Origin of the sequence: Alteribacillus sp. YIM 98480 (genome assembly GCF_009765375.1) — a bacterium.
In the GTDB taxonomy this organism is placed as follows: Bacteria; Bacillota; Bacilli; order Bacillales; family Marinococcaceae; genus Alteribacillus.
In genome coordinates, this window is the sequence record NZ_VTOK01000013.1 from 84,730 (window position 1) to 103,528 (window position 18,799).

An 18,799-nucleotide genomic window follows, 5' to 3' on the forward strand; every position below is an offset into this window, starting at 1 on the left:
TATGTCGTTTGAATATCCCTTTCAAAAGATTTTGGAGCTTAAAGAACAAGAAAAAGAAAAAAAAGAACAAGAATATCAACAATCATTCGAGCAGTTTGAAAGCATGGCTTCCTCTCTATACGAACTGCTGAAACAAAAAGAACAGATGGAATCTGTATATCAAGACAGAATGAGTACAGGCATATTAATTCAAGATCTCCAATTGAATGAAAAGCTGGTCATTCAGCTGCAACAGCAAATTCACCAAATAAAGCTTAAAACAGATCAGGCGAGAAATGACATGTACCAAAAAGAAAAAGAAATGCAAAATGCGTCGATTGAATGTAAAAAATACGAAAAAGTAAAAGCTTGGAAGAAAGAAGCGTACGAGCAGCACGTAAAAAGGGAAGAAGAAAAACAAATGGATGAAATATCAACCCGACGTTATGTGTTTCAGTAAATAAATTGTTGAGTAGAGCATGAAAATAGGTGAAGGTATGCCAAAAAAGACATCAGAAAAAAAAACTGGAAAACTGCAATGGTTTGTTTTGATCATTTTCATTCCTATATTGTTTGCTGCCATCATCGCGGGTGTTCTTTTATCTATTTTAGGAATTAACGTGCTTGATTTAGGAAAGAGCGCAGCATCGGACCTCCCCGTTGTATCGTCTTTTTTTGAAGAAAAAGAGAATGAAACAGATGATGAGCTTGCCAGCAGACCATCAGAAGAAGAACTGAACGAAAAAGATCAAGAAATAACAAGGCTTGAACAAGAAATAGAAGAAAAGGACGAAGAGCTGAGAAGGTTAGAAGAAGAATTAGAAGACCTGCAAATAGAATTGGAAACCGAAGCAGAAAACAGAGAACAGATGAATACCGAATTAAAAGAACTCGCGCAAGTCTATGAAAATATGTCTGCTGGCAAAGCGGCTGATATTTTGGCTGAAATGGAGACAGATCAAATACTAAGGCATATAGCTGAAATGAATACAGAAGCCAGAGCAGCTATTATTGGAAAAATGGAAGCAGAGCAAGCTGCAGAAGTAATGAATGCGTTAGATGAGTAAATATATACATGCCTTGAAAGGAGGTGAAAAGTAATGCAAATGATAATACCCGGTTCGATGACACAAAAATTATCAGGAACACAAGCTGCTTTACCGCAACAAGGATCATCAAAAAGTAAAGACAGTAAAGCGTTTCTTGAAGCATTAGAAGAAGCTCAGCTTCCCGAAAACGATCGCGAAGAGCTTCTTGAAATGGCCGAAGACGTTTCTATGAAAGACCTGCTGGCTGCAATTTTGCAAGATGGAGAAAGACTGTTTAAAGAGTTTGACGAAGAATTACAAAGTTTATTTGAAAATGATGAAACATTTGATTGGACTGGTGAGTTAGAGGCTTTAATAGACCAATTACCTGGAAACGTAAGGGAGTTGGGAGATAACCTGCAAGGAATGGAATCGGAAAAAGCACTTGCAATGATTGAACAATGGCTTAGCGGAATGTCTGGAGAAAAATTTGAAGACCTTAAAAATCAAGAGCAAAAATTCACAGAATCTATGATTGGACTGCTAGCTATTTTCAATCAAACGTATGATAATGAACATTCTGATAAAGCGTTGCCTGAATTAAACCAATCACTGGCCTCGCTTGCAAATACTATTTCCAAAGGACATGCAGGTGAATCAATCGATACAAAAAAAATTGTCGATCATTTGACACAGTGGGCGAAAAAACAAGTGAACAGCAGCCAATCGATTGAACAATTAGTTCCACAAATGCAAAAGACGGTGTCTCCTGAAGAAATTACAAGAAATGAAAGGCAGCAGCAAACAGCGGGTATGATGAGTAAGGCCCAGCAATTAGCTGTTCACCGTGGAAATGAAGGAGTACAGCAGGTAGCGGGTGCGGTAAAAGATCAAGAAGCAGCAAGTACGATGAGTAATACAGCTTTTTACCGTGGAAATCAAGGTGTTGATAGGAATACAGAAGGATCTCAAAGTAAAAGTCACTACTTGCAGGAGTTATTAAATCGAGGATTTTTCGCATCAGAATCTAGATCGAACAGCAATCAAACAGCACTAGGAGCTCAAGGAACGGGCACAGCGATGACAAATGTCGCGCAGCTAGTCATGCACTTAGGAGAAAACAAAACCGAACATGCAAGAAGTCAGGAATTTGTGAAACAATTTCAAGATTTGCTTGGAAGAAGCAGTTTGCAGTCGTTTAAAAACGGCACGCAAGAGCTTTCCTTAAAATTGCATCCTGAACATCTTGGACGCGTTGACATAAAATTAGTGCAGCAAAATGGCCAGATTAATGCTCAGCTGTTAACTACGACAAAAACAGCAAGAGAAATGATAGAAAGTCATATTCAGCAGCTGCGTCATACTTTTGCACAGCAAAATATTCAAGTGGACCGAATCGAAATCGGCCAGCAGCAGCCTTCTTATTTACAGCAGGAAAGTCAAAATAAAGAACAAGAACAGCAGCCCTTTTCCGAAAGTAATCAATCAGAGCAGCAAGAAGAATCCTCAGAGGACAGCGATAATTCCTTTAGAGAGATGCTAGACGAGCTGACTTTTAATGAACAAGTGTAGGTGATAAACATGTCAAGTTCAATACAAGAAACATATGCCCTGCCTTCTAAACAAGATTCATTGATTAAAGATAAAGAAGACGCCAATATCATGGGAAAAGACGATTTTCTAAAAATCTTAATGGCTCAGCTTCAAAATCAGGACCCTTTAAATCCAATGGAAGATAAAGAATTTGTATCCCAAATGGCACAGTTTTCTTCTCTCGAACAAATGACCAATATGTCTACTGCGATGGAAGATTTCGTAAATGCACAAAAAAGCGGCTCACTTGTTCAACATAGTGAACTGATCGGTAAAAATGTAATATGGGAACGGCAAACAGAAACAGATGGGCAACCGACGGGTACAGAAGAAGTAGAAAGCACCGTTAAATCTGTAAAAAGAGACAGCGACGGAAATATTCGTTTACTTTTAGAAGATAACCGCTGGATTAACAGTGAGCAACTAATTCAAGTAGGAAATGTCTCAACTGATGGAGGAAGTGAAGAAGATTTTATAGAGGAAACCGATGAAGCAACCATGCAAGATCCCCAGCAGCAAATGGTAGGACAAACTGCTCCTTTAGAAAACGAAATAGAACAGGATCCGATGATGAATGAAACAGAATAAAAGTGAAAATTGCCTGATAAACAGGAGGCGAAACTTATGAGTTCAGGCATTCATACGAGCGGCCTTCATCAATTACCCCATCCTCGCCCAACGAAACAAATGCCAAAAGCTGCAAACGATCAGCTCTCTTTTAAAGATGTTTTTGAAAAAGAACTGCAAACAACTAAAGAGTTAAAGATAAGTAAACATGCAGAAAAAAGGCTTCATAAGAGAGACGTGGATGTGACGGATACAGAGTGGAAAAAAATCTCGGAAAAAGTAGAGGAAGCCAAATATAAAGGTGTTAAAGATTCGATTGTCTTAACAGATAGCGCTGCACTGGTAGTAAGTGCGGAAAATCAAACAGTGATCACAGCTATGACCCGTGAAGAAGCGTCTGACCATATTTTTACGAACATAAACGGCACCATTGTAGTAAAAGAATGACCGGCTCGACCTGTAAAAGGAAGCCGCTGTACGGTGGAATGAAAGAAGCCGTATGACTGAATATGAAAAAGAAAAAGGAGGATGAGGCGCATGCTTCGTTCGATGTACTCCGGCATATCCGGAATGAAAAACTTTCAACAAAAACTAGATGTCACAGGTAATAATATATCAAACGTTAACACGTTTGGTTTTAAAAAAGGAAGAGCAACTTTCAAAGACATGGTAAGCCAGCAAATAGCAGGTGCAACTGGCCCAGGGGAGAACCGCGGGGGTGTAAACCCAAGGCAGGTAGGATTAGGGACGCAGCTTGGAACAATCGATACGGTTCATACCCAAGGCAGTCTTCAAAATACAAATAGGGAACTTGATCTTGGAATATCCGGAGATGGCTTTTTTCAAGTTGTGGATGGAGATCAAACCTTTTATACGAGAGCTGGCAATTTCTATTTAGATGAAGAAGGAGATATCGTAAATGGTGATGGCCTTTATTTAGATGGAGCAGGGGATATGAACATTCCTGCAACGGCAGAAAGCTTTAGTATTGGCGAAGAAGGCACAATAACTTACGTTGATGAAAATGGAGACCTTCAAGATGCTGGTGAAATAGAAGTAGCCCAATTTGCTAACCCAGAAGGTTTACAAAAGTCAGGGGATAATTTATATCAAGAAACAGAGAATTCGGGAGAGCCGGAAATCTCTAATCCTGGAGAGGATGGGGCTGGAACATTAGTAGCTGGCACACTCGAAATGTCTAATGTGGACCTTTCAGAAGAGTTTACCGAAATGATTACGGCACAACGTGGATTCCAGGCAAACACTCGTGGTATTACGACCGCTGATGAAGTCCTGCAAGAATTAATGAATTTAAAACGATAAGGTATACATCCATTTAAAGAAGGAGGTTTGAGCCGGGGCGTGCTCCCGGCTCATCCATTACATATGATCCAATTAACAAAATTAAACGGCCAAACCTTTTTACTTAATATTCCGTTGATCGAACAAGTAGAAGCTTTACCTGATACAACGATCACACTCATAAACGGCAAAAAACTAGTAGTGAGAGAAAATATAAAAGATGTTCATGACGCAGCAAACGCCTTTTACCGGAGAATCGGATTAATGGGGATAACAGTCAGGGAGGAGGAGCTTTAATCTTGTTTCAAAATAAATTAGTCAACATCATGCTCATTATGATCATCTCAATTACCTTGATTGGGGTCGTTACATTAGTTTTAGTTAACTATTTTTCCGCACCGGAAGCCGGAGCTGAACCTACTATAGATGAAATTATAAATAATTCTTGGGAAACAGAAGAAATTACCACCAATCTGGAAGACAATCACTTTTTAAAAACACAGTTCCGCATCCATGTCGATTCAGGAAAGGCAAAAGATGAATTGGAAAAAAGGGATTTTCAAGTGAACAACTTAATTATCCATCAACTCGCAGGGATGTCTTCTTCTGATATAAAAACCCAGGAGGGAATAGAAGAATTAGAGTCTACCCTTCGCTTAAAAATCAATGACATTATGAACGAAGGCAAAGTCATTCGTATTTATACAACAGAGAGATTGATACAATAACGCGTACGTGAAGCGAAGTGAGGTGAAAAAAGTGGCAGATGTTCTTTCACAAGGTGAAATAGATTCTTTATTATCAGCCCTGTCGACCGGGGAAATGGATGTGGATGAGTTAAAAAAAGAAGAGACCGAGAAAAAAATAAAATCATATGATTTTAAAAGAGCGCTCCGTTTTTCAAAAGATCAAGTTCGCAGTTTATCCCGTATACATGAGAATTTCGCAAGGCTGTTAACAACAACCTTTTCAGCGCAATTGAGGACGTTTGTGCAAATTTCCGTGGCATCCGTTGATCAGCTTCCATATGATGAATTCATTCGCTCTATACCAAAGATGACCTTACTCAATATCTTTGAAGCTTATCCCCTGGATGGACGTCTGCTTATGGAAGTTAATCCTAACATAGGTTATGCCATGCTTGATCGTCTGCTTGGCGGCAAGGGTACAAGCATTAATAAAGTTGATAATTTAACTGAAATAGAGACAAAAATAATGACCCAAATGTTTCAGCGTATGCTTGATACATTTCAAAGTGCATGGGAATCCGTGTTAGATATAGACCCGGAAATGCAGGATCTTGAAGTAAACCCTCAGTTTATACAGATGGTTTCACCAAATGAAACAGTGGTCGTTATTTCTTTATCTACGACGATAGGCGAGACAACCGGAATGGTCAATATTTGTCTTCCGCATGTTGTACTAGAGGAAATATTGCCGAAATTATCGGTTCATTATTGGATGCAGACAAAGAAAAAACAAAGAGACGAAACCGAAATAGATGCTCTTGAACAGACTGTCAAATCTGCTCCTTTATTAATGCAGGCAATCCTTGGCTATTCAGAAATCACGATCGAAGAGTTTTTAAATTTACATGAGGGAGACGTAATCGAGCTTGATCAAAATATTCATGAACCGCTGCTTCTTGTTACCGGCGGGGAGCCGAAATATTATGGACAACCAGGTCAATTGAAAAGCAATATGGCCATTCAGATCACAGAAGAAATTAAGGAGGGGGATTAGCATGAACGATGATATGCTCTCTCAAGAAGAAATTAATGAATTATTGAAAAGTGTTGGCGGAGATGATGACGAAGATGTAAATCAAAATGAAAACCAAGAGGAAACCCAGCACACGGAAACGAAAACACCTCGCAAAAACAGCAGTCAAATTGATATAGAAGATTATTTAAATACTATTGAACAAGATGCACTTGGAGAAATTGGTAATATCTCTTTTGGAAGCGCGGCTACCGCACTGTCTCAATTACTAAATCAAAAAGTAGATATTACGACTCCGGTTGTGTCTCTTGTACATCAAGAGGAACTAGACAAGGAATTTCCCCAGCCGCATGTAGCAGTTCACGTCCAATATACGGATGGATTTGAAGGAACAAACTTGTTAGTTATTAATACATTAGATGCTGCAATTATTGCAGATTTAATGCTTGGCGGAGATGGAACAAATCCTTCCGAAGATCTTACTGACATGCATATAAGCGCTGTACAAGAAGCTATGAATCAAATGATGGGTTCTGCTTCTACATCAATGTCCACCATCTTTAATAAGCGAGTTGATATTACTCCGCCAGGAATTGACCTTATGGATGTGAAAGAATCCAGAGGAACAAACAATATTCCTAATGATGACATGCTTGCTAAAATTTCGTTTCATCTAAAAATTGGAGAACTTATCGATTCATCTATTATGCAGCTTGTCACTATTCCGTTTGCCAAACAGATGGTGGAAGATCTAATGAAGCCTCCTGTTGAAAAGGGAGAAAAACCGGCGGAAAAAGCTTCTAGTCTTGCTTCGAAAGCGGAACAAGCTTCCAAAGTACCTAGTGATGCACCACCTTCTCAACATAGAGAAAAACATGATAATTCCCACACTCAACAGCCTCAAAGAAAAGAGCAGGAACAGCAGATTTTAGGAGGAGGTTCAGAGCTGCAACGTGCAAAGAGTGTACAATCAGCCGAATTTTCGTCATTTGAATCACCTGCTTTAAATGAAGCAGAATCGAAGAATTTAAATATGCTTCTTGATATTCCACTTGATGTGACGGTGGAGTTAGGCAGAACGAAGCGGTCCATAAAAGATATTTTAGAATTCTCTCAAGGATCGATCATAGAACTAGATAAGCTGGCAGGTGAACCCGTTGATATTCTCGTGAATCAGAAATTAGTAGCCAAAGGCGAAGTGGTGGTGATTGACGAAAATTTTGGAGTTCGTGTTACTGACATTGTCAGCCAGGCCGATCGATTAAAAAAATTAAAATAACTTTCTATAAGGAGGATGCAGAAGAACATGGCACATTCTGTTTTAATTGTTGATGATGCATCATTTATGCGAATGATGATTAAAGATATTTTAGAAAAAAACGATTTTGAAGTAACAGGTGAAGCAAAAGACGGACAAGAAGCTGTGGAGTTGTATAAAGAAAAGTCTCCTGATCTGGTGACAATGGATATAACAATGCCGGAAATGGATGGTATTGCTGCTTTAAAAGAAATAAAAGCATTTGACCCAAACGCTAAAGTCATTATGTGTTCTGCTATGGGACAGCAGGCAATGGTCATTGATGCGATTCAAGCAGGAGCAAAAGATTTTATTGTGAAGCCTTTTCAGGCAGACCGGGTGCTTGAAGCTATCAATAAAACACTGGGCTGATTTAGCGGAGGTATGAAGGTGAACAGTAAAACAACACGGTGGAAGATCATGACTATTATTGCGCTGGTGATATGGATTACTATGACGCAAACGTTAGCAGCCGAAGAGGAGGATCGAACAATAAGCGAAGCATTGCAGCAGAGTAATGAAGAAAATACCGATGCAGTCAATGGAAACGAAACCTCAAATAATGAAGATATTGTTTCAGATGAAGAAACACAGCTAGTAGAGGACAGAAGCGCGTTTGCTATACTTCTTCAGTTAGTTCTCGCACTCGGAGCAGTCATTGCTGTCATGTATTTTCTCTTAAAGTTCATTAATAAAAAAACACAGAGATTCCAATCTAATCAAACGATGCAGAATCTTGGCGGTGTTCCGCTTGGGCAAAACAAATCTGTCCAGCTTGTTAAAGTAGGAGACCGTCTCTTAGTAGTTGGTGTAGGCGATTCTATTCAACTATTAAAAGAAATAGAACGAGAAGAAGAAATCGATGAGCTGCTTACATCTTATGGCGGAAACAATACGTCGTGGGGCGAAAAAGGCGCTTCATACCTAACTAGAATTCTAAACAATTCCTCCTCTTCTAAAGAGAAAGCCAATGCTTCTTCCTTTCAGCAGATGTTTGAAGAGCAGCTAGGAGAAATGAAGAAAACGAGAAAGAAAGCTCGTCACCGTTTAAAGGAGTATGACAAATGATTTTTATGATTCCAGGTGTTGATTTTGGCAATTTCATTAGTGATGATCCATCTGATCTTGCCACAACGCTGCAATTAATATTGCTTATTACTGTACTATCTCTCGCTCCTGCGATTCTTATTTTAATGACGAGCTTTACACGAATTGTTATTGTCCTTTCTTTTGTTAGAATGGGACTGGCTACCCAGCAAACACCTCCAAACCAGGTCTTGATCAGCTTAGCCCTTTTTATGACCTTCTTTATCATGGCGCCGGTGTTTTCGGAAGTGAATGATGAAGCATTAACCCCCATGCTTGAAGGAGAACTGAATCAAGAAGAAGCTTTTAGTGAGGCTGCTGTGCCGATGAAAGAATTCATGTCCGAGCACACACGTGAAAAGGATTTATCATTATTTATGGGATATGCCGGGATGGACAGACCCGAAACATTAGAAGATATTCCATTAACAACACTCATACCAGCGTTTGCTATTAGTGAATTGAAAACAGCATTTCAAATAGGCTTTTTAATCTTTGTTCCGTTTCTAGTGATCGATATGATTGTTGCTAGTGTGCTTATGTCTATGGGCATGATGATGCTTCCGCCCGTTATGATTTCACTTCCTTTTAAAATATTGCTTTTTGTTCTTGTGGATGGATGGTATTTAATTGTGGAATCGCTCTTAATTAGTTTTTAGAGATGTAAATAGAAGGTGATTTAAACATGACAGCAGAAACGGTCATTAATCTTGCGGAAAATGGTGTATGGACCGTATTTTTTGTAGCGGGCCCTCTTTTAGTTGTTGCCCTCGTGCTGGGGTTTGGGGTTGCAATTTTTCAAGCAACGACACAAATCCAGGAACAGACGCTTGCATTTATACCAAAAATATTAGGAGTGCTGTTATCATTAGTTATTTTTGGTCCATGGATGTTATCACAGCTCGTTAACTTTACATATCAGATTTTGAATAATCTTCATGAATTTATAGGGTAAAACATGATGACATTAGAATGGATAAACCAGCTGCCGGTTTTTTTGCTCGTTCTTATCAGGGTGCTTGCTTTTTTTACTAGCATGCCTCTCTTTACGTATCGGACAATTCCGGCACATTTTAAAGTAGGACTAGGTGTTTTTTTTGCATTTATTATTGTTTTTACCATTGACACGCCAGAAATGGGGATTAACAGCACTTATATTTTATTAATTTTTAAAGAAATGCTGGTAGGGCTTAGCATCGGTTTATTAGCAGGAATTCTTATTTATGCGGTGCAAGTGGCCGGTATGTTTTTGGATATTGCTTTTGGGTTTTTAGTTGCAAATGTTATTGACCCGCAAACAGGAGCTCAAAGCCCTCTTATGGGGGGGTATTTGTACACATTCACATTATTGTTTTTGTTAGCGGTGGATGGGCATCATCTCATTATGGATGGGATTTATTATAGTTATGAATTTATCCCGGTAGATCAACTTTCTCTTCCTTTCGGAAATGAGGCTGTAGCTGATCATATCCTTACGTCTTTTAGCACTATGTTTATGATAGCTTTTCAAATGAGCTTTCCGGTTATCGGCTCCTTGTTTCTCGTAGATGTCGCACTTGGAATGATGTCACGGGCTGTTCCGCAAATGAATGTGTTTGTTGTTGGTCTTCCGTTAAAAATATTTGCCGGTCTTCCGCTGCTTGCTGTAACGATGCCAGCTTTCTTCATGGCAGCTGACAATCTTTTTGATGAAATGTTTACGGCGATGCGAACACTAATGGAAATGTTTGGGGGAGCGTAATATGAGACTTAGATTAAACCTCCAGTTTTTTGCTCAGGAAAAAACCGAAAAAGCAACGCCGAAAAAAAAGCAAGAAACGAGAAATAAAGGTCAGGTGCCAAAAAGCACAGATGTTAATACGGCATTTATACTGCTGGCTGTTTTTTTGTTTATGTTTCTTTATGGCGGTGTACTCGGAACTCATTTGTTTACGATGATGCAGCACGTCTATCAAGAGTATATTCAGTGGGATATTACCACTAACACTATTCCAGCCATTTTTAAAGAATTAAGTATAAACTCAGCCTTAGTCATGATGCCGATAATGCTTGTTGCCCTTTTTGTAGGAATGGGAGCGTCCATGCTTCAAGTCGGTTTTATGTTCACCCCTGAAGCGATCAAATTCAAATTGGAAAAAATTAATCCTTTGAGTGGGTTTAAACGAATATTTTCTTTAAGAGCTTTGGTTGAATTTCTAAAATCGATGCTGAAAATATTGCTTGTCGGCATGCTCGTTTTCACGATTATTTGGCTGAGCCTGGATTCATTAATGTTTTTATCGCAAAAAAGTGTGTCAGATGGATTTGGCGAAATTGCCAGGCTGACTGGCATTATAGGAGTTTCGGCAGCACTTCTCCTATTGTTTTTGTCGATTCCAGATTATATCTACCAAAAATACGATCATGAAAAACAAATCCGGATGTCTAAACAGGATGTAAAGGATGAACAGAAAAAAATGGAGGGAGACCCTCTCATTAAATCTAAACGCCGCAAAAAACAAATGGATATGGCGATGCAGCGTATGATGCAGGAGGTTCCTAAAGCAGATGTAGTTATCACCAATCCAACCCATTTTGCAATTGCTCTTACTTATGAAGAGGATAAAATGGCCGCACCAAAAATCACAGCAAAAGGAGCCGATTTTGTTGCTCTTCGAATAAAAACAATCGCTAAAAACAATGATGTCATTCTAGTTGAAAACAAACCACTGGCTAGAGCTTTATACAACCAGACAGATATTGGGGATGAAGTACCAGAAGAATTGTTTAAAGCAGTAGCGGAAGTACTTGCTTATGTGTACCGATTGAAAAATCAGCTTATATGAAAATAGGAAAGAATAAAAGGAGTATTATCTATGGGAGCAAGAGAATTTTCTGTATTATTAGGTGTTATCTTAATTGTTATTATGCTTATTATCCCGCTGCCAACGGTCATGCTGGATATATTAATTATTATTAATATTTCTCTTGCCCTTGTTATTATTTTAGTTTCGATGAATACAAAAGAGCCGTTGGAATTTTCCATTTTCCCGACATTGCTTCTGCTTGTCACCTTGTTTCGTTTAGGTCTTAATGTATCTACGACCCGTTCCATCTTAGGTAACGCTGAAGCGGGCAATGTAATTGACACTTTCGGAAATTTTGTTATTGGCGGTAGTGCACTTGTTGGTTTTGTGGTGTTTTTAATATTAATTATTATTCAATTTGTCGTTATCGTAAAAGGGGCCGAACGTGTGTCAGAAGTTGGAGCTCGCTTTACGCTGGACGCGATGCCAGGTAAACAAATGAGTATTGATGCCGATTTAAATGCAGGTATGATATCGGAGCAAGAAGCAAAAGGACGGCGTGAAAAAATTGAACAAGAAGCGGATTTTTACGGGTCTATGGACGGCGCTAGTAAGTTTGTAAAAGGAGATGCCATAGCAGGGATTGTTATTGTTATTATTAATATGATTTTTGGGCTTGTTATTGGCATGGTAGAACACGGCATGGGAGTTGGTGAGGCAGCCAATACATACACGCTTCTTACGGTCGGGGATGGTCTTGTCAGTCAAATACCGGCTTTACTCGTATCAACAGCGACAGGAATAGTAGTCACCCGGGCGGCATCTGAAGGTAATCTTGGACATGATGTAACCAAACAGCTTTTTGCCTATCCGACAATGCTATTTGTTGCAGCAGGAGCCATTTTTCTGCTGGGAATCTTTACTCCTATTCAAATTTTATTAACGACCGTCATTGCTGGAATTCTCGCATCATTAGGTTATTTCTTAAAGCAGACCGAACAAAAAATCACCCGCGATGAAGAAGAACCTGAAGATGAGCAAGAAGAAGATGAGATGAAATCACCTGAAAATGTTGTGAGCTTGTTAACGATAGATCCAATCGAGTTTGAGTTTGGCTACGGCCTGATTCCTTTAGCTGATGCAAACCAAGGCGGTGATTTGCTTGACCGTGTTGTGATGATCAGACGTCAGCTTGCTCTTGAGATGGGAATGGTCGTCCCGGTCATCCGTATACGGGATAATATCCAGCTTCAGCCAAATGAGTATGTCATCAAAATGAGAGGCAATGAAGTGGCAAACGGTGAATTGCTGCTCGATCATTATATGGCTATGAGTCCAGGCGTGGAAGATGAAAATATTTCTGGGATTGAAACCACTGAACCAGCTTTTGGATTGCCGGCGTTGTGGATTGGGGAAGAAATGAAAGAACAAGCTGAATTAGCCGGTTACACAGTCGTTGACCCGCCATCCGTAGTTTCCACTCACTTAACGGAAGTGATAAAAGCACATGCACACGAACTGCTCGGACGTGAAGAAACTAAACAGCTTGTTGATCATTTAAAAGAAAGCTATCCAACGCTTGTAGAAGAAGTGACACCGAACCCGCTTGGATTGGGAGAGATACAAAAAGTTTTGTCAAATTTATTAAAAGAAAAAGTATCGATTCGAAACTTGCCGACGATTTTCGAAACTCTCGCTGAATATGGTCCATTATCAAAAGATATGACGCTTATTACAGAGTATGTGAGACAATCTCTCTCAAGGCAAATTACAAAACAATATTCTGTATCTGGAGAACCTTTATATGTTGTAACGATGAGCGGCAATGCGGAGAAGAAAATAGCTGATTCCGTACAGCAAACGGAACATGGAAATTACTTGGCCATGAATCCTGAAGATTCTCAATCTCTTATAGAAAAAATCGGTAAAGAAGCAGAAAGACTATCAGAAATGGGGCAAACACCTATACTGCTTTGTTCACCAGCAGTGAGAATGTATATATATCAAATGATAGAACGATTTTTTCCACAAGTCCCTGTTTTGTCTTATAACGAACTTGAGCCTAATGTCGAAGTCCAAAGCGTGGGAGTGGTGAGCGCCGAATGAAAGTAAAAAAATTTACAGCGAAAGATATGCCAGAAGCAATGAAAAAAATTAGAACGGAACTTGGTGAAGAAGCAGTTATTTTAAACTCAAAGCCTGTGTATGCAGGCGGTATTCTTGGCTTTTTCAAAAAGAAAAGCATTGAGGTAATTGCTGCACTCGATGATACTAAAGCTTCGACACCGCCAAAACCTCAGCCTGCTCAACCGGTGAAAACGAATATAGAAGAACTGCCGCGTTCTGCGCCGGTAAAACCAACGGAAGATTTGCAAAAAGAGGTACAGGAACTGAAGAAAATGATTTCTTCATTGCACCGGCAAGAAAAAGTATCAGTGAATGGCTATCCTGTTCCAATTCAACGTATCGATGCTAAGCTCAAAGAACAGGAAATTAACGAACATATCAGATACCAATTGATTAAAGAATTGCTTTCAGAATGGTATCGTACCGAAAACCCAGATGATGAATTAGTCCTCAAATGGACGAAAACATATCTTATGAAAATGTTACAGCAGATGGAATTTGGGCCGGCTCTTCCATCGAAAAAAATCATTAATTTAATAGGACCTACCGGTGTCGGGAAAACCACAACGATAGCAAAAATGGCGGCATATTATCATTTAGAACAAAAACAATCTGTAGCTTTTATTACAACTGATACCTACCGTATAGGAGCAGTAGAACAGTTGAAAACATATGCCAAAATATTAGACCTTCCCATTGAAGTCGCCTATTCTATAGACGATTTTCAAAAAGCAAAAGAAATGTTTCAAGATAAAGATATCATTCTTGTTGATTCGGCAGGACGAAATTTCAGAAATCCTATATATGTGGAAGAGCTTCAAAAATTGATTGATTTTAAAGAAGATATGTCCACCTATCTTGTATTGGCTCTTACTTCTAAATACAAAGATATGAAAAAAATACACGAACAATTTTCGCTTATTCCAATCGATAAATTTATATTTACAAAAAAGGATGAAACTTCTTATGTTGGGCCTATGATCAATATGATAGCGGAAACAAATACGGGCACAGCCTATGTTACAAATGGCCAAAGCGTGCCGGATGATATAGAAGCGGCCGATCCAAAGAAAGTAACAGAATGGATATTTGAGGAGGATGGCCATGCGTGATCAAGCTCAAAATTTACGAAAAGTAATGGAACATAATAAAGAAGATATAAAGCGGCATACAAAGGTTATTTCAGTGATCAGCGGCAAAGGCGGTGTAGGTAAATCAAATATATCATTAAATTTTTCTCTGTCATTAGCAGAACAAGGAAAAAAAGTCCTGTTATTTGATCTTGATATTGGAATGGCAAATCTCGATATTTTAATGGGCTTGATGCCGTCTTCTCATGTAGTCGATGTAATTGAACATGATCGGTCCATTTGGGACATTATGGAAGAGGGTCCGTGTGGTATACAATTAATAGCCGGAGGTTCTGGGTTAACGAAGGTATTTGAAATGACAGCAGCGAAACAAGACCGTTTTTCTCAGCAGATGGCATTACTGGATGGATGCTTTGATTTTATCGTTTTTGATATGGGGGCCGGGGCAAGTGAGGATGGTTTGAATTTTATTCTAGCATCCAATGAAACTATTATTATTACCACCCCAGAACCAACATCCATTACAGATGCCTATGCCATGTTGAAATATATTCACTCCAAAGACCCGTTTTTGACGAGTTCAATACTTGTAAACCGGACGGAATCAAACATAGAGGGCAAGCAGACGGCAGAGAATCTGCAAAGGGTGGCTAGGCGATTTTTAGAAAAAGAATTATCTATTCTAGGAAGTGTACCTTATGATAAACATGTGTTAAAAGCAGTGAAACAGCAATCGCCGTTTCGTTTGAAATATCCTGCATCCCCTGCTGCAAAAGCAATAAAGGCTTGCGCGAATTCTTTTATTGGAAAAGAAAATCTTCCAGAAAAAAAGCCCGCTTTTCGTCAATTTTTGACGCAGATGAAAGGTTTTCTCAAAAGGGGGCCTAAAAATGATTAATGTATTAGTGGTAGATGATTCAGCTTTTATGCGGAAACTCATATCTGATTTTATTAATGAACATCCTGGCATGAAAGTAAACGACACAGCAAGAAACGGGAAAGATGCCCTTAAAAAAATAAAAAAACACAAGTACAGCGTTGTAACCTTGGATATAGAGATGCCTGAAATGGGAGGCTTAGAAGCATTAACCCATATAATGAGCGAACACCCTTGTCCGGTAGTTATGGTCAGTTCATTAACCCAAGAGGGGGCCGAACAGACCATGCAGGCAATGGAAGCAGGAGCTGTCGATTTTGTTGGGAAACCTTCTGGAGCTATTTCTTTAGATTTACACCTCATCAAAGAAGATTTAATTTTTAAGATTGAAGCTGCTGCGAAGGTGAATATGAGCGCTCATTTAAATAAGAAGACCATTCCAGGGAGGCTGCCAGCAAAAAAGACATTTTCTCACACGATAGAGGGGAAAAAAATTTTGGCTATTGGTACATCAACCGGGGGGCCAAAAGCTCTTCAGAACGTATTGCCGCGTTTAGAAAGAAATTTCCCAGCACCGATATTTATCGTACAGCATATGCCGCCAGCATTTACGAATTCTTTAGCTAAACGCCTGGATCAGTTAAGCAGTATTACTATTAAAGAAGCAGTAGATGGAGAAGTAGCTAAAAAAGGAACAGCATACATAGCCCCAGGAGGAAACCATTTAAAAGTGAGAAAAATGGGGATGTCTCTTATTAATGAAGTGACAAACGCTCCTCCGTTAAATGGTCATCGTCCTTCGGTAGATGTTCTCTTTTCTTCATTGGCTGAATTAAAAGATTATCATGCAGCTGCGTTAATTATGACAGGTATGGGAAGTGATGGTGCAAAAGGCTTACTGGAAATGAAAAAGAACAAAAGCTGTATTGCAGTGGCGGAATCGAAAAAAACTGCCATTGTCTACGGAATGCCTAAAGCAGCTGCCAATACAGCTAAGACTGACTACAATTTAGATCTTGACGAAATAGCCCCTTTTCTAAATCAACAATTTTGCAGAACTTGAATTTTGTGTAAAGGCGGGAATAAGAAAATGGAAGTTATTCAACAAATTAAACCTTTTCATTTAGATGTACTAAAAGAGGCAGGAAACATTGGAGCTGGTAATGCAGCAACGTCTTTATCACAACTATTAAATAAAAAAATAGATATGAAAGTGCCTTCTGTTCGAATTGCTGGTTTTCAGGAACTGCAAGCGTTAGCAGGCGGGGAAGAAACGATTGTTGCAGCCACTTTTCTTCGTATTACAGGAGAAGCGCCTGGCAGCATGTTTCTTATTCTGCAAAAAAAAGAGGCAGAAGAGTTATCCTATTATTTAACGGGTAAGAAAGTAGATATAGCAGAAGGAACATTCGATGAGTTGGCGGGCTCTGCCCTGCAAGAATTAGGAAACATATTAGCTGGTTCGTACTTGTCTGCATTATCTGATTTTACATCGATCAATATGCAGCCTTCCGTCCCCTCATTGGCTGTAGACATGGCGGGAGCTGTGATGAGTTCAGGGTTGATAGAAATCTCTCAAGCAGGTGATTATGCAATTGTTATCGATACGGAGATGAAAGAAACCGAAGGGAACACGCCTTCTGCAGCCACTGGTCAATTTTTTCTGTTTCCTGATCCTGATGCGTTTATAAAAATTTTTGAAGCCTTAGGGGTAGAGCTGCCATGAAACTTGACCATAAAAAGGTAATAAAAGTAGGAATGGCTGAATGGAAGCAAATAGAATTCCCAAACACAATACGCACTTCCGGACTTGGCTCTTGTGTAGGTGTAGTTGTGTATGATCAATGGAAAAAGAAAGCTGCTTTAGCGCATATCATGCTCCCAGATTCTACCATGGCAAAATATAAACAAATAAACCGAGCTAAATTTGCAGATACAGCTATAGAGGATGTCGTAGCCGTGCTGCAAACAAAGGGGTGTTCCATCCAAAATATGAAAGCAAAAATAGCAGGAGGTGCCCAAATGTTCTCTATTTCTTCAACAAATGACATCATGAGAATCGGTCCAAGAAACGCAGAGGCTGTAAAAAAAATATTACGAAAATATCGTATACCTGTAGCAGCAGAAGATATTGGCGGGAACAAAGGAAGAACCATTGAATTTGACCCAGAGCTTAGCACGCTTCACATTCGTACGGTCAATCAAGGAGAGGCCGTGATTTAATGAAATTTGATTCGTGGAAAACAAATGTTTTTGCTGCACTTATAGGGTTTATTGTTTTCTTTTTCTTGTCATGGAGAGTAAATCTATTAACGACTTCGTTGATCAGAGCAGGACTTTTTAGTCTCATTGTCTTCGTCACTGCTTTTTTGTTCCGCTGGATGCTTCGAAAAATACAGGCGGCCCCAGAAGAAGATGATGACAAAACACAAGAGGAGTCTGTTGAACAAAAGGACAGAGAGTCTGAAGAAAAAGAAGAAAATGAGGATTCTTTGTCAGAAGAAGAAATAGAATCGGCGTCTCGATTTATTAAAGAAAAGCTGAACGAGTGAAAGGAGGCTCTTTATGGCACGTTCTACTACGCATGCTCATCAAGAGATATGGGATAAATGGATAAGAAACGGCGACGAGAATGCTGCCGATCAATTGGTAGAAGCATATATGCCGCTCGTTCATTACCATGTTCAGCGAATTGGATCAAACCTTCCCAAAAATGTAGCAAAAGAAGAATTAATCAGCCATGGATTAACAGGATTATATGACGCTATGAAAAAATTTGATTTCTCAAGGGAGTTAAAATTTGATACGTATGCTTCTTTTCGCATTCGAGGCGCCATTATTGACGGACTGCGTCAAGAAGATTGGATGCCAAGATCTTTAAGGGAAAAAGCCAAAAAAATAGAAGAAACCATGGAAAATCTCGAACAAAAATATGGTCGTTATGTTTCGGAAGAAGAAGTAGGAAAAGCCCTGAGTATGAGTGGAGAAGAGGTAAGAAAAATTGCAGCAGAAAGTTTTTTTGCTAATACCTTATCGATTGATGAAGAAACACCAGAAGGAGAACGAGAAGAAACGTTTAGTGCTTCCATAGAAGATAGGGACGTATTGTCACCAGAAGAAACATTAATAAAGACGGCAGCATTACAGGAACTAGCTGAGGTCATTCAGAATTTACCGGAAAAAGAAAAGACAGTAATTGGGTTATTTTATCAAGAAGAAATGACATTAACAGAAATAGGAGTAATTATGAATCTCTCCACTTCCCGTATATCTCAAATCCATTCTAAAGCCCTTTTTCGATTAAAACAGGCTTTGATGAAACGCTTGGAGAGCTAAGTCAAAAA

General features: G+C 39.2%; 24 protein-coding genes. All 24 read left to right on the forward strand.

The annotated features are described in order from the left end of the window. The first annotated feature begins 1 nt into the window (after nucleotide 1). The 24 genes from fliJ to FZF09_RS16605 all read left to right on the forward strand — a co-directional run bounded on the left by fliJ (nucleotide 2) and on the right by FZF09_RS16605 (nucleotide 18,791). The gene (gene fliJ / locus FZF09_RS16490; RefSeq protein ID WP_158737693.1) at nucleotides 2–439 is read left to right on the forward strand and encodes a flagellar export protein FliJ; all 438 of its coding nucleotides are present in this window, start codon (nucleotides 2–4) and stop codon (nucleotides 437–439) included. Between the two features lie 37 nt (nucleotides 440–476). Then, nucleotides 477–1,046, forward strand: coding sequence for a magnesium transporter MgtE N-terminal domain-containing protein (locus tag FZF09_RS16495; RefSeq protein ID WP_158737694.1), 570 nt, complete (start codon nucleotides 477–479; stop codon nucleotides 1,044–1,046). A gap of 33 nt (nucleotides 1,047–1,079) precedes the next feature. Further along, nucleotides 1,080–2,579 carry a flagellar hook-length control protein FliK gene (locus tag FZF09_RS16500; protein WP_158737695.1) on the forward strand — a complete coding sequence of 500 codons (1,500 nt, stop codon included), beginning with the start codon at nucleotides 1,080–1,082 and terminating at the stop codon, nucleotides 2,577–2,579. A gap of 9 nt (nucleotides 2,580–2,588) precedes the next feature. Continuing rightward, entirely contained in the window at nucleotides 2,589–3,188 is a 600-nt protein-coding gene (flgD, locus tag FZF09_RS16505; RefSeq protein ID WP_158737696.1) for a flagellar hook assembly protein FlgD, read from the forward strand. A gap of 36 nt (nucleotides 3,189–3,224) precedes the next feature. Next, nucleotides 3,225–3,614 (forward strand): TIGR02530 family flagellar biosynthesis protein, encoded by a 390-nt coding sequence (locus FZF09_RS16510; RefSeq protein ID WP_158737697.1) that lies wholly within the window; start codon nucleotides 3,225–3,227, stop codon nucleotides 3,612–3,614. Nucleotides 3,615–3,704: 90 nt separating this feature from the next. Then, nucleotides 3,705–4,490 carry a flagellar basal body rod protein FlgG gene (gene flgG / locus FZF09_RS16515; protein ID WP_158737698.1) on the forward strand — a complete coding sequence of 262 codons (786 nt, stop codon included), beginning with the start codon at nucleotides 3,705–3,707 and terminating at the stop codon, nucleotides 4,488–4,490. 27 nt (nucleotides 4,491–4,517) lie between these two features. Continuing rightward, on the forward strand, nucleotides 4,518–4,766 hold the full coding sequence (locus FZF09_RS16520) for a flagellar FlbD family protein (RefSeq protein WP_370514479.1): 249 nt from the start codon (nucleotides 4,518–4,520) through the stop codon (nucleotides 4,764–4,766). Nucleotides 4,767–4,768: 2 nt separating this feature from the next. Next, nucleotides 4,769–5,197 carry a flagellar basal body-associated protein FliL gene (gene fliL / locus FZF09_RS16525; protein ID WP_158737699.1) on the forward strand — a complete coding sequence of 143 codons (429 nt, stop codon included), beginning with the start codon at nucleotides 4,769–4,771 and terminating at the stop codon, nucleotides 5,195–5,197. A 31-nt stretch (nucleotides 5,198–5,228) separates the two neighbouring features. Continuing rightward, complete coding sequence (fliM, locus tag FZF09_RS16530; RefSeq protein WP_158737700.1) at nucleotides 5,229–6,212, forward strand: flagellar motor switch protein FliM; 984 nt, start codon at nucleotides 5,229–5,231, stop codon at nucleotides 6,210–6,212. A 1-nt stretch (nucleotide 6,213) separates the two neighbouring features. Beyond that, the gene (gene fliY / locus FZF09_RS16535) at nucleotides 6,214–7,470 is read left to right on the forward strand and encodes a flagellar motor switch phosphatase FliY (RefSeq protein ID WP_158737701.1); all 1,257 of its coding nucleotides are present in this window, start codon (nucleotides 6,214–6,216) and stop codon (nucleotides 7,468–7,470) included. A 27-nt stretch (nucleotides 7,471–7,497) separates the two neighbouring features. Continuing rightward, nucleotides 7,498–7,860 carry a response regulator gene (locus FZF09_RS16540; protein ID WP_158737702.1) on the forward strand — a complete coding sequence of 121 codons (363 nt, stop codon included), beginning with the start codon at nucleotides 7,498–7,500 and terminating at the stop codon, nucleotides 7,858–7,860. A gap of 18 nt (nucleotides 7,861–7,878) precedes the next feature. Continuing rightward, the gene (gene fliO, locus FZF09_RS16545; RefSeq protein ID WP_158737703.1) at nucleotides 7,879–8,556 is read left to right on the forward strand and encodes a flagellar biosynthetic protein FliO; all 678 of its coding nucleotides are present in this window, start codon (nucleotides 7,879–7,881) and stop codon (nucleotides 8,554–8,556) included. Then, the gene (gene fliP, locus FZF09_RS16550; protein ID WP_158737704.1) at nucleotides 8,553–9,233 is read left to right on the forward strand and encodes a flagellar type III secretion system pore protein FliP; all 681 of its coding nucleotides are present in this window, start codon (nucleotides 8,553–8,555) and stop codon (nucleotides 9,231–9,233) included. Before fliO ends, fliP begins: the two co-directional genes overlap by 4 nt. A gap of 26 nt (nucleotides 9,234–9,259) precedes the next feature. Then, complete coding sequence (gene fliQ / locus FZF09_RS16555; RefSeq protein ID WP_158737705.1) at nucleotides 9,260–9,529, forward strand: flagellar biosynthesis protein FliQ; 270 nt, start codon at nucleotides 9,260–9,262, stop codon at nucleotides 9,527–9,529. Between the two features lie 3 nt (nucleotides 9,530–9,532). Beyond that, entirely contained in the window at nucleotides 9,533–10,315 is a 783-nt protein-coding gene (gene fliR / locus FZF09_RS16560; protein ID WP_370514480.1) for a flagellar biosynthetic protein FliR, read from the forward strand. A 1-nt stretch (nucleotide 10,316) separates the two neighbouring features. Next, complete coding sequence (gene flhB, locus FZF09_RS16565) at nucleotides 10,317–11,399, forward strand: flagellar biosynthesis protein FlhB (protein WP_158737706.1); 1,083 nt, start codon at nucleotides 10,317–10,319, stop codon at nucleotides 11,397–11,399. 30 nt (nucleotides 11,400–11,429) lie between these two features. After that, entirely contained in the window at nucleotides 11,430–13,466 is a 2,037-nt protein-coding gene (flhA, locus tag FZF09_RS16570; protein ID WP_158737707.1) for a flagellar biosynthesis protein FlhA, read from the forward strand. Next, nucleotides 13,463–14,599 (forward strand): flagellar biosynthesis GTPase FlhF, encoded by a 1,137-nt coding sequence (flhF, locus tag FZF09_RS16575; RefSeq protein WP_158737708.1) that lies wholly within the window; start codon nucleotides 13,463–13,465, stop codon nucleotides 14,597–14,599. The genes flhA and flhF overlap by 4 nt, the downstream gene beginning before the upstream one ends. Continuing rightward, nucleotides 14,592–15,476: a MinD/ParA family protein gene (locus FZF09_RS16580; RefSeq protein WP_158737709.1), complete on the forward strand. Its 885-nt coding sequence runs from the start codon at nucleotides 14,592–14,594 to the stop codon at nucleotides 15,474–15,476. Before flhF ends, FZF09_RS16580 begins: the two co-directional genes overlap by 8 nt. Beyond that, complete coding sequence (locus FZF09_RS16585) at nucleotides 15,469–16,518, forward strand: protein-glutamate methylesterase/protein-glutamine glutaminase (RefSeq protein WP_158737710.1); 1,050 nt, start codon at nucleotides 15,469–15,471, stop codon at nucleotides 16,516–16,518. The genes FZF09_RS16580 and FZF09_RS16585 overlap by 8 nt, the downstream gene beginning before the upstream one ends. 27 nt (nucleotides 16,519–16,545) lie before the next feature. Further along, a complete protein-coding gene (locus tag FZF09_RS16590) occupies nucleotides 16,546–17,181 on the forward strand; it encodes a chemotaxis protein CheC (protein WP_158737711.1) in 636 nt (211 codons plus the stop codon). Next, nucleotides 17,178–17,678 (forward strand): chemotaxis protein CheD, encoded by a 501-nt coding sequence (locus tag FZF09_RS16595; protein ID WP_158737712.1) that lies wholly within the window; start codon nucleotides 17,178–17,180, stop codon nucleotides 17,676–17,678. Before FZF09_RS16590 ends, FZF09_RS16595 begins: the two co-directional genes overlap by 4 nt. Beyond that, entirely contained in the window at nucleotides 17,678–18,007 is a 330-nt protein-coding gene (locus tag FZF09_RS16600) for a hypothetical protein (protein ID WP_158737713.1), read from the forward strand. Before FZF09_RS16595 ends, FZF09_RS16600 begins: the two co-directional genes overlap by 1 nt. Nucleotides 18,008–18,020: 13 nt before the next feature. Then, nucleotides 18,021–18,791 carry a FliA/WhiG family RNA polymerase sigma factor gene (locus FZF09_RS16605; protein ID WP_158737714.1) on the forward strand — a complete coding sequence of 257 codons (771 nt, stop codon included), beginning with the start codon at nucleotides 18,021–18,023 and terminating at the stop codon, nucleotides 18,789–18,791. Nucleotides 18,792–18,799 lie beyond the last annotated feature (8 nt).